Origin of the sequence: Streptomyces scabiei 87.22, from assembly GCF_000091305.1 — a bacterium.
Taxonomy (GTDB): domain Bacteria; phylum Actinomycetota; class Actinomycetes; order Streptomycetales; family Streptomycetaceae; genus Streptomyces; species Streptomyces scabiei.
Genome location: NC_013929.1, coordinates 7,348,022 through 7,360,733, shown reverse-complemented (window position 1 = coordinate 7,360,733; position 12,712 = coordinate 7,348,022). Strand labels below are relative to the sequence as shown.

The 12,712-nt window shown below is 71.1% G+C and carries 12 protein-coding genes; 6 read left to right on the top strand and 6 right to left on the bottom strand.

The window, feature by feature from the left end:
- The first annotated feature begins 256 nt into the window (after positions 1-256).
- The 3 genes from SCAB_RS31760 to SCAB_RS31750 all read left to right on the top strand — a co-directional run bounded on the left by SCAB_RS31760 (position 257) and on the right by SCAB_RS31750 (position 1,839).
- A complete protein-coding gene (locus tag SCAB_RS31760) occupies positions 257-688 on the top strand; it encodes a hypothetical protein (RefSeq protein ID WP_013004207.1) in 432 nt (143 codons plus the stop codon).
- A 123-nt stretch (positions 689-811) separates the two neighbouring features.
- Positions 812-1,327 carry a pyridoxamine 5'-phosphate oxidase family protein gene (locus SCAB_RS31755; protein ID WP_013004206.1) on the top strand — a complete coding sequence of 172 codons (516 nt, stop codon included), beginning with the start codon at positions 812-814 and terminating at the stop codon, positions 1,325-1,327.
- A gap of 68 nt (positions 1,328-1,395) precedes the next feature.
- Positions 1,396-1,839, top strand: a complete 444-nt coding sequence (locus SCAB_RS31750; RefSeq protein WP_013004205.1) for a VOC family protein — start codon at positions 1,396-1,398, stop codon at positions 1,837-1,839.
- 110 nt (positions 1,840-1,949) lie between these two features.
- Here the strand turns inward: SCAB_RS31750 and SCAB_RS31745 are convergent, their stop codons facing one another.
- Positions 1,950-3,311 (bottom strand): glutamine synthetase family protein, encoded by a 1,362-nt coding sequence (locus tag SCAB_RS31745; protein ID WP_005478482.1) that lies wholly within the window; start codon positions 3,309-3,311, stop codon positions 1,950-1,952.
- A gap of 391 nt (positions 3,312-3,702) precedes the next feature.
- Between SCAB_RS31745 and SCAB_RS31740 the strand changes: the two genes are divergently transcribed.
- The 3 genes from SCAB_RS31740 (at position 3,703) to SCAB_RS31730 (ending at position 6,948) form a co-directional block, all read left to right on the top strand.
- The gene (locus SCAB_RS31740) at positions 3,703-4,362 is read left to right on the top strand and encodes a DUF3105 domain-containing protein (protein ID WP_013004203.1); all 660 of its coding nucleotides are present in this window, start codon (positions 3,703-3,705) and stop codon (positions 4,360-4,362) included.
- A gap of 27 nt (positions 4,363-4,389) precedes the next feature.
- The gene (locus SCAB_RS31735) at positions 4,390-5,010 is read left to right on the top strand and encodes a DUF305 domain-containing protein (RefSeq protein WP_041669891.1); all 621 of its coding nucleotides are present in this window, start codon (positions 4,390-4,392) and stop codon (positions 5,008-5,010) included.
- A gap of 183 nt (positions 5,011-5,193) precedes the next feature.
- On the top strand, positions 5,194-6,948 hold the full coding sequence (locus tag SCAB_RS31730) for an NAD+ synthase (RefSeq protein WP_013004201.1): 1,755 nt from the start codon (positions 5,194-5,196) through the stop codon (positions 6,946-6,948).
- A gap of 16 nt (positions 6,949-6,964) precedes the next feature.
- Here the strand turns inward: SCAB_RS31730 and SCAB_RS31725 are convergent, their stop codons facing one another.
- The 5 genes from SCAB_RS31725 to SCAB_RS31705 all read right to left on the bottom strand — a co-directional run bounded on the left by SCAB_RS31725 (position 6,965) and on the right by SCAB_RS31705 (position 12,565).
- Positions 6,965-7,507, bottom strand: a complete 543-nt coding sequence (locus SCAB_RS31725) for a GNAT family N-acetyltransferase (RefSeq protein ID WP_013004200.1) — start codon at positions 7,505-7,507, stop codon at positions 6,965-6,967.
- Between the two features lie 210 nt (positions 7,508-7,717).
- Positions 7,718-8,950 (bottom strand): MFS transporter, encoded by a 1,233-nt coding sequence (locus SCAB_RS31720; RefSeq protein WP_037728314.1) that lies wholly within the window; start codon positions 8,948-8,950, stop codon positions 7,718-7,720.
- A 122-nt stretch (positions 8,951-9,072) separates the two neighbouring features.
- A complete protein-coding gene (locus SCAB_RS31715) occupies positions 9,073-10,122 on the bottom strand; it encodes an endonuclease/exonuclease/phosphatase family protein (protein WP_013004198.1) in 1,050 nt (349 codons plus the stop codon).
- 183 nt (positions 10,123-10,305) lie between these two features.
- Positions 10,306-10,941 (bottom strand): TetR/AcrR family transcriptional regulator, encoded by a 636-nt coding sequence (locus tag SCAB_RS31710; protein WP_013004197.1) that lies wholly within the window; start codon positions 10,939-10,941, stop codon positions 10,306-10,308.
- Between the two features lie 46 nt (positions 10,942-10,987).
- Complete coding sequence (locus tag SCAB_RS31705) at positions 10,988-12,565, bottom strand: MFS transporter (RefSeq protein WP_013004196.1); 1,578 nt, start codon at positions 12,563-12,565, stop codon at positions 10,988-10,990.
- Positions 12,566-12,712 lie beyond the last annotated feature (147 nt).

Sequence of the window (12,712 nt, the reverse complement as noted above, 5' to 3'; positions counted from 1 at the left end):
CCCGGCCTCCCGTCGGATCAAGCCCGCTCATCCGCTCACCCGATCACCCGACTTCATCGATCAAGGTCGTACGGGCATGAGCCTAACCGGAGTGGCGCACGGAAGCGCCGGTCGGCCGTCGGCCGGCTCCGGTGCCCGCTCGTCGGCGACCAGGGACTTCGCGGACCGCGGCCGGTGTCCGTGCCGGTTTCCGTCGTCACGGGGGGGGCCGCATGCGCCGCGTTCGCCGCTAACCTGCCGACGGGGGGGGGACGAAATGGACGTCGAGGGTGGCGGGGACGGCGGGGGCGCGGCACGGGCCCGGTCGTGGCGGTCTGCGGTGTCGTCACAGGCGGTGGCGTCCACCGTGCTGCTGGAGCTGGTCGGCGGCGGCGCCGGCCTCATCGCCCTGGCGGGGTGGCCGTTCGGGTGGCTGCCCGACCCCGGTCTGCTCGTGCTGACGCTGAGCATTCCCGCGTGGGAGCCCTCGGCGGAGCTGTACCGGGACGCGCGACCGCCGCGCGGGCGGGCCCTGGCGGCCGCCTTCCTGACGCTGGCGACGGTGTCGCTGCTGGCGGCCGCTGCCGTGAACGGGGCCCTGCCCGCCACGGCCGACCCGGACATCGGCCTCCTCGCCGGCTACGCCCTCGCGATCCCGGTGGCCGCGACCGTGCCGGTCCGCTTCCTCGGCACCCCGGAGGCGGGCTGACCACCGGTCCGCGCTCCACGCCGGAAGGGGCGGGGATGAGTTTCCGGGCCCCGCGGAGTCTGCCCCTGTGACAGCACCTGACAGGCATCAGGTGACAGATGGCAGGAGACAGGAAGCGATCCCATGTCCGACATCGGCACCCCGCAGACCCGGCTCGACCCCCGCTACAGCGATCCCACCGCCACCGCGCTCCCCTGGCCGGAGGCCGAGGCGCTGCTGTCCGCCTCCGGGATGTTCTGGATCTCGACGGTACGGCCGGACGGGCGGCCGCACGTGACGCCGTTGCCGACCGTGTGGTCACAGGGGGCGCTGCACTTCTGCACCGGCCCGGAGGAGCGGAAGGCGAGGAACCTCGCGCAGAACCCGCACGTCGTGCTGACGACCGGCACGAACACCTGGGACGACGGGTACGACCTGGTCGTGGAGGGCGAGGCCGTACGCGTGAGCGACGACTCCCGGCTGCGGGAGCTGGCGGCCGGGTGGGAGGCCAAGTACGGCAGTTTCTGGCACTTCGACGTACGGGACGGGTGTTTTCACCATGGCGCGGGACACGCCTTTGTCTTCTCGGTGGCGCCCGGCACCGTTTTCGGCTTCGGTAAGGGGGAGCCGTTCAGCCAGACGCGGTGGCGGTTCGGCTGAGGAACCGTGAGAACGGTTACGCGCCCTCGCACAGGCACTCTCGTCAACGGCGACTTGGAGGACCAGGGATGCAGTACACGCTCGAAGTGATTCCGCTGCCCGTCAGCGACATCGACCGGGCCCGGGACTTCTACCGGGACAAGGTCGGCTTCCACGTCGACATCGACCAGGAGGTCATGCCGGGCATGCGGATCGTGCAGCTGACTCCCCCGGGCTCCGGCTGTTCCATCGCCCTCGGCGACGCCATCTGGGACATGGCCCAGGGGACGAAGCCGGCTCCCGGCGCGTACCAGGGCCTCCAGCTGTGCGTCGCCGACATCAAGGCGGCCCACGCCGAACTCCGCGAACGCGGCCTGGACGTCTCGGACCCCGTCCAGTACGCCCCGGACGACGGCGCCACCTTCATGTACTTCACGGACCCGGACGGCAACGGGTGGGCGATCCAGGAGTACCGCCGCCGGGCCACGGAACCCCTGCACCGGGTCCTGACGGACCTGGCGGAGCAGCGCTAGCGACGGCGCGCGCACGCCCGCGGTCCGGCGGGCGACATGCCGTGGGGCCGACGGTTCGCGACCGTCGGCCCCACGCGCCGTATCTGCGGGAAACTCGCTCCGACCTGCGCCTACAGCACCGGCAGGTTCTTCCGTAGCTCGAAGGCGGTCACCTCGGAGCGGTACTCCTCCCACTCCTGGCGCTTGTTGCGCAGGAAGAAGTCGAAGACGTGTTCGCCCAGGGTCTCGGCGACCAGGTCGCTGCGCTCCATGAGGGACAGGGCCTCGCCCAGGTTCTGAGGGAGCGGCTCGATGCCCATCGCGCGGCGCTCGGCGTCCGAGAGGGCCCAGACGTCGTCCTCGGCGCCCGGCGGCAGCTCGTAGCCCTCCTCGATGCCCTTGAGGCCGGCGGCCAGGAGCATCGCGTACGCCAGGTAGGGGTTCGCGCCGGAGTCCAGGGAGCGGACCTCGACCCGGGCCGAGCCGGTCTTGCCGGGCTTGTACATGGGGACGCGGACCAGGGCGGAGCGGTTGTTGTGGCCCCAGCAGATGTACGAGGGGGCCTCGCCGCCGGCGCCCGCGGTGCGCTCGGAGCCGCCCCAGATGCGCTTGTAGGAGTTGACCCACTGGTTGGTCACGGCGGCGATCTCGGCCGCGTGCTTGAGCAGGCCCGCGATGAAGGAGCGGCCCACCTTGGAGAGCTGGTACTCCGCGCCCGACTCGTAGAACGCGTTGCGGTCGCCCTCGAAGAGGGAGAGGTGCGTGTGCATGCCGGAGCCGGGGTGCTCGGAGAACGGCTTCGGCATGAACGTCGCCTGGACGCCCTGCTCCAGCGCCACCTGCTTCATGACCAGGCGGAACGTCATGATGTTGTCGGCGGTGGAGAGCGCGTCGGCGTAGCGCAGGTCGATCTCCTGCTGGCCGGGGGCGCCCTCGTGGTGGGAGAACTCGACCGAGATGCCCATGGACTCCAGCATGGTGATCGCCTGGCGGCGGAAGTCCATGCCGACGTTCTGCGGGGTGTGGTCGAAGTAGCCCGAGTTGTCGGCCGGGGTCGGGCGGGAGCCGTCCGTCGGCTTGTCCTTCAGGAGGAAGAACTCGATCTCGGGGTGGGTGTAGAAGGTGAAGCCCAGGTCGGAGGTCTTCGCCAGGGCGCGCTTGAGGACGTAGCGCGGATCGGCGAAGGACGGGGAGCCGTCGGGCATGAGGATGTCGCAGAACATCCGGGCGGTGCCGGGGGCCTCCGCGCGCCACGGCAGGACCTGGAAGGTCGACGGGTCCGGCTTGGCGATCATGTCGGACTCGTACACCCGGGCGAAGCCCTCGATGGCCGAGCCGTCGAAACCGATGCCTTCGTCAAACGCCTGTTCCAGCTCGGCGGGGGCCACGGCGACGGACTTCAGGAAGCCCAGCACGTCCGTGAACCACAGGCGTACGAAACGGATGTCGCGCTCCTCCAACGTACGGAGCACGAACTCCTGCTGCTTGTCCATCTTCCGCTTCCACCCATTCCTTGCTGGTCAGGCCGCCTTGCTCCCGAGCGACGGGAGGCGGTCGGGCACCTGAGCATCCCACCACAACACCATTTCGTACGCGTTGCGCACCTTGATCGACTGACCGACCTCCGGCCGAACGCCCGGCATACGGCAGGTGTACCTCCCGCTGTGCGGGTGTACCGCTCTCGGTGCCGTTCAACCGCTCTGCCGCCCATCTTGCCTGCTCGGGCCGACATCCGTAACGCTCGTATCGCTCCGTGGGCGGGCCGCGGGGCCGACGGAGCGGCGGCGGAGGCGGGATCCCTCGTTTACGAGAGGGAGCCGATCAAATTACGATCAGCTGATCCGACCGTCCCATCCGACCCATCCCCCACTAAGGACACACCCCATGGCCGCCAAGACCAACAGCAGCGGGGACCGCAAGGCACGCATCGAGGCGATGCGCCGCGCCGAGCACTCCCGTGAGCGCCGGAACCGGATCCTCACGATCGGCGCCAGCGTGCTGGTGGTCGCCGGCCTCGTGGTGGGCGGGACCGTCCTGATCCGCTCGCAGTCCGACGACGGCGACAGCGTGGCGAGCGACTCCAAGTCGACGGGCAAGTGGAAGACCGGGTCCGACGGCGTCAAGACCTGGAGCACCAAGCTCACCCAGAACCACGTCACCAAGAGCGTGAAGTACCCGATGGAGCCCCCGGTGGGCGGCGACCACAACCCGGTCTGGCAGAACTGCAACGGCGACGTCTACGACAAGGCGATCAAGAACGAGAACGCCGTGCACTCGCTGGAGCACGGCGCGGTCTGGGTGACGTACAGCAGCAAGGCTTCCGAGGCCGATGTGAAGGCGCTCGCCGAGAAGGTGAAGAAGACGCCGTACACGCTGATGAGCCCGGTCGAGGACCAGAAGGACCCGATCATGCTCAGCGCGTGGGGCCACCAGCGCACGGTGACCGGCGCGAAGGACCCGGACGTCGCCAAGTTCTTCGAGTCCTACGTCCAGGGCAAGCAGACGCCCGAGCCGGGTGCCGCCTGCACCAACGGCATCTCCTAGCGGCAGCGGCCTGGGACAGTGGGAAGCATGAAACACATCGGTTGGATCGCCTCCGGGGCCGCGGCGGTGCTCGTCGCGGCCGGAGCGATCACCTACGCGGTCGCCGACGGCGACGATTCCGGGCTCGCGGCCCCCGCGGCCGGCTCCGCGGACGCGGGGTTCGCCCGGGACATGGCCGTCCATCACCAGCAGGCCGTCGAGATGTCGTACATCGTGCGCGACCGGACGGACGACGAGGAGGTCAGGCGGCTCGCGTACGACATCGCGCAGACGCAGGCCAACCAGCGCGGCATGATGATCGGCTGGCTCGATCTGTGGGGCCTGCCGAAGGTGTCGTCGGACAAGCCGATGGCCTGGATGGGCATGGCCGGCATGGCCTCCGGCGAGGACGGCGCGCTGATGCCCGGGATGGCCACGAACGCGGAGATGGAGAAGCTCGGCAAGCTGAACGGCAAGAAGGCCGAGATCTTCTACCTCCAGCTGATGACCGACCACCACAAGGGTGGCGTGCACATGGCGCAGGGCTGTGTCTCCAAGTGCACGGTCGGCGTCGAGAAGAAGCTCGCACAGGGCATGGTCAACGCCCAGGAGTCCGAGATCTCGTTGATGACGGGGATGCTGAAGGAGCGAGGGGCCGCGCCGCGCTAGCGCACGCCCGGCGCGCGGGGGGCGTGGGAGCGCCGGTGCACGGGCACGCGGTAGCTCCGGAGCGCGGAGGCACGGAGGCGCCGGAGCGCGGAGCACACCGCGCCGGAGCGCGAGGCACGGGGGCGCACCGAACGTGGGGCGCCCCACACCCCATAATGTCGCTCTGACGATTACACTGGCCCCGTGCCTCAACTTCGTCTCGCTTTGAATCAGATCGACTCGACGGTCGGCGACATCGCCCGGAACGCCGAGGCGGTGGTCCGCTGGACCCGGCACTCCGCCGAGCAGGGAGCGCATCTGGTCGCGTTCCCCGAGATGGTGCTGACCGGGTATCCCGTCGAGGACCTGGCGCTGCGCCAGTCCTTCGTGGAGGCGTCCCGCTCCGCGCTGGCGGCGCTCGCCGCGCGGCTCGCCGACGAGGGCTTCGGGGAGCTGCCGGTGGTCCTCGGCTACCTCGACCGTTCCGAGTCCGCCGCCCCGAAGTACGGCCAGCCCGCGGGGGCTCCGCGCAACGCGGGGGCGGTGCTGTACCGGGGCGAGGTGGCGCTCACCTACGCCAAGCACCACCTCCCGAACTACGGCGTGTTCGACGAGTTCCGCTACTTCGTGCCCGGCGACACCATGCCCGTCGTCCGGCTGCACGGCGTCGACATCGCCCTCGCCATCTGCGAGGACCTCTGGCAGGACGGCGGCCGCGTGCCGGCCGCCCGGTCCGCCGGGGCGGGGCTGCTGCTCTCCATCAACGCCTCGCCGTACGAGCGCGACAAGGACGACACCCGCCTCGAACTGGTCCGCAAGCGCGCGCAGGAGGCCGGCTGCACCACCGCCTACCTGGCGATGATCGGCGGCCAGGACGAGCTGGTGTTCGACGGCGACTCGATCGTGGTGGACCGGCACGGCGAAGTGGTGGCGCGGGCGCCGCAGTTCTCCGAGGGGTGCGTCGTCCTCGACCTGGACCTGCCGGCGGGCGCCGCCGAACCGGTCACCGGGATCGTCGACGACGGGCTGCGCGTGGACCGGCTCGTCGTCTCCGAGGAGCCGCTGCCCGCGTACGAGCCGGAACTGACCGGCGGGTACGCGGAGCGCCTCGACGACGACGAGGAGGTGTACTCGGCGCTGGTCGTCGGCCTGCGGGCGTACGCGGCGAAGAACGGCTTCCGGTCCGTCCTGATCGGCCTCTCGGGCGGCATCGACTCGGCGCTCGTCGCGGCGCTCGCGTGCGACGCGCTGGGGGCGCAGAACGTGTACGGCGTGTCCATGCCGTCGAAGTACTCGTCGGACCACTCCAAGGGCGACGCGGCGGAGCTGGCGCGCCGCACGGGGCTCAACTTCCGGACGATCTCGATCGCCCCGATGTTCGACGCGTACATGGCGTCGACCGAGCTGACGGGCCTGGCGGAGGAGAACCTCCAGTCGCGGCTCCGGGGAACGCTGCTGATGGCGATCTCCAACCAGGAGGGCCACATCGTGCTGGCGCCCGGCAACAAGTCGGAGCTGGCGGTGGGGTACTCGACGCTGTACGGCGACTCGGTGGGGGCGTACGGCCCGATCAAGGACGTGTACAAGACGTCGGTCTTCCGGCTCGCCGAGTGGCGCAACCGGGCGGCGGCGGAGCGCGGCCAGACCCCGCCGATCCCGGAGAACTCCATCTCCAAGCCGCCGAGCGCCGAACTGCGTCCCGGGCAGGTCGACACGGACTCGCTGCCGGACTACCCGGTCCTGGACGCGATCCTGGAGCTCTACGTCGACCGCGACCAGGGCGCCGACGCGATCGTGGCCGCCGGGTTCGACCGGGAGCTCGTGGTCAAGACGCTCCGCATGGTCGACACCGCCGAGTACAAGCGGCGGCAGTACCCGCCGGGCACGAAGATCTCCCCGAAGGGGTTCGGCAAGGACCGCCGGCTGCCGATCACCAACCGGTGGCGCGAGCAGGCGTAGGCGGGCTTCGGGGTCCTCATGCCTCCGGGGCGCGCAGCCCGACGCAGTCGAGGGCCCAGAACGGCTCCGCGTAGACGAAGGTGCCCGTCATCCACGGCTCGTACGCGGACAGACGGGCGACCTGGAACGCGGCTTCGGGAATGCGCAGCGACGGCGGGCGGAAGCCCGCCGCGACGGCGCCCTCGAAGCCGCGCGTGCCGTAGTAGTGCGGTGAGCCCTCCAGGAAGACCAGCGGCACCCCCTGGCCGTCGGCCGCCGCGAGCGCGTGCGCGACGAGCCGGGTGCCGATGCCCTGGTCCTGGAGTTCGGGGACCACGCCCAGCGGCGACAGGGTCAGGACGTCCACGATCCGGCGTGGCGCGTCCAGCCGCGCCGCGCTCAGCAGGACGTGCCCGACGACCCGGCCGCCGACGGTGGCGACGAAGGACAGCGGTGCCGTCGCGGCCCGCGCGGTGCGCAGCGCCTCCACGAGCCCGGGGACCCGCTCACCGTCATCGAACGCCAGGGTGTGCACCTCGCGCACCGCTCGGTGGTCGTCGACGGTCTCCCGCCGGATCACCGGCTCCGTGGTGAGGGGACCGGTCCGTGCGCCCGCGGGCGTGCCCTGTGCCGTCATGGCCGCGAGGGTAGGCGCGGGACGGCCCGGACCGCGAACGGATTACCGTCCGCGGCGGGGCGGGACAAACGGATCACCGTCCGCGGCGGGGCGGGAGAGGTGACGTACCGCTCGGCTCGTGCCCGTACCTCTTCCGCCCGTGTCGGACGCGCGTCAGACGCGTACCGTCTCGCGCTCGCCCGGCACGTGGGAGGCCACCACGCGGGCCTGGCTCCGGCCGGTGTGGGCCGGTGCCGTGGCGCGGCGGGCGTCCACGGTGCGGGCCACGGCCGCGACCGCCAGGCCGACCAGCGCGAGGCCCGCGCCCACCGTCGCCGGGGCGGTCGCGCCGAGGCCGGCGGAGAGCGCCAGGCCGCCGGTCCAGGCGCCGCCGGCGTTGGCGAGGTTGAAGGCGGCCTGGTTGGCGGAGGAGGCGAGGGAGGGGGCCGCGGCGGCCTTCTCCATGACCATCAGCTGCAGGGGCGAGCCGGTGGCGAAGGCCGCGACGCCGAGGAGCAGGACGGCCAGGGCGGCGCTCCACTGCGCGGACATCAGGACCGGGAACAGCGCGAGGACCAGGATCAGCGAGGCCAGGCCGCCGAAGAGGGTGCCCCGCAGGGAGTGGTCGGCGAGCCGGCCGCCGGCCAGGTTGCCGATGGTCGCGCCCACGCCGAACAGCGCGAGCAGCAGGGTCACGCTGCCGGCGGCGAACCCGGCGGACTCCGTGAGCATCGGCGTGATGTAGCTGTAGGCGGAGAAGAGCGCGCCGAAGCCGGCGACCGTTGTGCCGAGGGCGAGCCAGACGGGGAGCGAGCGCAGGGCGCCCAGTTCGCCGCGCAGACCGGCCGTCGGGGCGGCCGCGTGGTCGCGGGGCAGCAGGAACGCCAGGGAGGCGATGGCCGCCAGGCCGATCACGCCGACACCGAGGAAGGTGATCCGCCAGCCGAAGTGCTGGCCCACGAGGGTCGCGGCCGGTACGCCGGCGACGTTGGCGATCGTCAGGCCCAGGAACATCAGCGAGACCGAGCGGGCCTTGCGCTCCGGGGCGACGAGGCCGGTGGCGACGACCGCGCCCACGCCGAAGAAGGCGCCGTGCGGCAGGCCGCTGAGGAAGCGGGCGGCGAGCAGCCAGTGCTCGTCGGGGGCGAGCGCCGACAGGGCGTTGCCGGCGACGAAGAGGACCATCAGCCCGATCAGGACCTTGCGGCGGGGCAGCCGGGCCGTGAGCGCGGCGAGCAGCGGGGCACCGATGACGACACCCAGCGCGTAGGCGGAGACGAGGTGGCCGGCGGCGGGGATCGAGATGCCGAGATCGGCCGCGACCTCGGGGAGGAGGCCCATGATGACGAACTCGGTCGTGCCGATTCCGAAGGCGCCTACGGCGAGTGCGAGCAGGGCCAAGGGCATGGCGGGACCTTTCGGGAGGAGCGGGGGGATGTCGGGGTTCCGTTTCATCGTATGTTCCTCTGCGGAACAAACTCGAACCGGCGACGTATTCCCTGCCGTCCGCAGCCGCCTCACCAGCGGCGTCAGCTCCCGGACGTGTCGATCGTCACCCGTGCGGCCACCGGCAGATGGTCGCTGCCGGTCTCCGGCAGGGCCCAGGACGCCCGTGGCTCCATGCCCCGGACCATGATCTGGTCGATACGGGCCATCGGGAACGAGGCGGGCCAGCTGAAGCCGAAGCCGTCGCCCGCCGCGCCCTGGGTGGAACGCATCTGGGCGGTGACGGCGTTCAGCGCCCGGTCGTTCATGGTGCCGTTGAGGTCGCCGAGGAGGACGACCTGCCGGATCGGCTCGTCGGCGATGGCCTCACCGAGGGCGTTGGCGCTCTTGTCGCGCTGGCGGGCGGTGAACCCGGCCTCCAGCTTCACCCGCACCGAGGGCAGATGGGCGACGTACACGGCGACGGGCCCGTCCGGCGTCGCCACCGTCGAGCGCATCGCGCGCTCCCAGCCGAGCTTGATGTCGACCGGCTCGGTACCGCTCATCCGGTACTTGCTCCACAGGCCGACGGTGCCGACGACCTCGTGGTACGGGTACGTCGCCGCCAGCGCCTTCTCGTACACCGGCACCGCGTTCTCGGTCAGTTCCTCCAGGGCCACCACGTCCGCGCCGGAGGAGGCGACCTCGCGGGCCGTGCCGGACGGATCCGCGTTGTCCGCGTTGACGTTGTGGGTCACGACGGTCAAGTCACCGCCGCCCACGGTCTTGCTGGTGACGAGTCCGCCGAAGGTGTTCAGCCAGACCACCGTGGGCACCAGGAGCGCGACGAGCGCGGTCGCGGACCTGCGCACCAGCGCGAGGATCAGCAGCAGCGGGATCGCGACGCCCAGCCAGGGCAGGAACGTCTCCGTCAGACTGCCGAGGTTTCCCACGGCGTTGGGGACCTGGGCGTGCAGCACCATGACCAGTGCGACGAGGACCGCGAGGACGGCGAGGACGATGCCGCGCCGCCAGATCCGCCGGTCCCCTCTCCAGCCGCCGAAGAGGCGGCCCAGCAGGCGCCGGAGCCGGTTTCGTTCGCGGCCCTGGCCCGTGTCGCCGCCGCCCGTCTCCGTCATGTACGCCTGCGCCATACCGTCGCCTCACTGCCTGCCGTGCACTCTTCCCCGCGCCTCAAGACCCTAGGGGATGATCGCCGCCGATCCCGACGCCGCGTCGCGGCCTCACGGGGACGAGGACGAACAACGCGCTGTTCGGAGTTCCGAACCGGCCGTCAGGGCCCGACGTCTGTAACGAAACGCGCACATCGCTGTGACTCACTTCGCAGGGGGACGGAGCCCTTCGAGCACGGTGTCGACGATGGTCTCCGCGAGATTTTCGGGCAGCGGGGCCTCCGGGCGCATGACGGTGCGCACGAGCATGGGGCCGAAGACCAGGTCGCCGACGAGGTCGAGGTCGACGTCGGCGCGGAGTTCGCCGTTGTCCCGGCCCCGGCGCAGGACTTCGGCGAGGGCCCGGCGGCGGGGGGCGACGACCTCCGCGTGGTAGACGTCCCAGATCTTGGGGCTGCTCTTCATCTGGGCGATGACGTTGTGCAGGATCGCCGACGGCCGGTTGAGCAGGCCGCGCCTGCGTGCCGACTCCAGGAAGACGACCAGGTCGTCGCGCATCGAGGTGCCGGGCAGCACGGGGTCCGGGGGTTCCGCGGCGCGCAGGACGTCGACGAAGAGCGCCTCCTTGCCGCTCCAGCGGCGGTAGATGGTCGCCTTGCCGACGCCGGCGGTGCGGGCGACCCGTTCGATCGACAACTCCGCGAGCGGCACGCCGTCTTCGAGGAGCTTCATCACGCCTTCGACGATGGACCGCTCCACGGCCTCGCTGCGGGGACGCCCGCGGACGGGACCCGCGTCCCGGACGCGCCCGTCTGCGGCGTGGCTCTCGGCGAGGCTCAAGGTCGACTCCGTCTCTGTGTGTCGTGGGACCGGACCGATTGTCGGGTCAGTGCTCCACGGCCGCCAACTCGGGCTCCTCCTTGCCCTCCTGGCCGCCCTTCGGCCGTCCCGGCAGGAACACCGCCATGGCCACGGCGCCGAGCAGGGCGATCCCGGCCCCGCACAGGGCGGTGACGTGCATGGCGTGCAGGAAGGCGTCGTGGGCCGGGCCCACCAGGGCCTCACCGCGTTCGCCGAGACGGGCGGCGAGGCCGAGGGTGGCCTCGATGGACTCGGCGGCGGCGTGCGGGGCGCCCGGGGGGAGTTCGCCCTCGATGCCGGTGCGGTAGGCGGTGGACAGCACCGAGCCGAGGACGGCGATGCCGAGTGCGCCGCCGACCTGGCGGAAGGTGTTGCTGAGCGCGGAGGCGGAGCCGGCCTTCTCACGGGGCAGCGCCTGCATGATGAGGACGCTGAGCGGGGTCATCACATGGGCCATGCCCACGCCCATGAGGAAGAAGATGGCTTCGAGGATCCAGATCGGCGTGTCCGCGTCCAGGACCGCGAACGCGGCCAGCATCCCGGCGATCAGCGTCATGGCGACCGTGCACACCGCGCTGTTGCCGAAGCGGTCCACGACGAGGCGGGCGCGCGGCGCGAAGACGAACTGCGCGACGGCCAGCGGCAGCATCAGCAGACCGGTCTGGAGCGGGGAGTAGCCGCGCACGGTCTGGGTGTAGAAGACCGAGAAGAAGGTCACGCCCATCAGTGCGAAGAAGACCAGGCCGATGACGCCGATGGACGCCGAGAAGACCCTGTTCCTGAAGAACGTCATGTCGATGGACGGGTGGTCGCTGCGCTTCTCGAACACCACGAAGGCGGCGAGGACCGCGAGTCCGGCCGCGATGGTGGCGAGGACCGTGACGTCGGTGAAGTCGGCGAGCTGGCCGCCGCGGATGATGCCGTAGACGAGGAGGACGAGGCCGATGACGGAGAGCACCACGCCGACGGGGTCGATTCGGCCGGGGTCGGGGTCGCGCGAGTCGGGCACCAGCCAGATCATCAGGCCGAGCGCGAGGAGGACGATCGGCACGTTGACCAGGAAGACCGAGCCCCACCAGAAGTGGTCGAGCAGGAGGCCGCCGGTGATCGGGCCGATGGCGATGGCGAGACCGACGCCGCCCGCCCAGATGCCGATGGCCTTGGGCTGCTCGTCGCGCTCGAAGACGTTCATCAGGACGGCGAGGGTGGCGGGCATCACGAAGGCGGCGCCGAGACCCATCACCGCGCGGAAGACGATCAGCTGGGCCGGGGAGCCGGACATGGCGGCCAGCGCCGAGCCGAGGCCGAAGACCACGAGTCCGCCGAGCAGCACCTTCTTGCGGCCGAGCCGGTCGCCGAGCAGCCCCGCGGAGAACAGCAGGCCCGCGAAGACGAGCGTGTAGGCGTTGATCGCCCACTCCAGCTCGCTCTGGGTGGCGCCCAGCCCGGTGGGCTCGGGGGTGGAGATCGTCTTGATGGCGACGTTGAGGATCGAGTTGTCGAGCACCACGATCAGCAGGCTCAGCATCAGCACACCGAGGATCACCCAGCGGCGCCGGTGCACCGCCGCCGGTATGCGGGAGTCAGGGACTGCGGTAGTCATGTCGTCGAGCCTAGACCTATTTCGATACGGGACCGTCTCGTATCGTTAATCTTTTACCCTGTTCTTACATGCCGCATGCCGGGACGGTCACACGTGCGCGCCCTGGCACTCCTCCTGCCGAGGTGCCACCATGGATGTGGTCCGGGG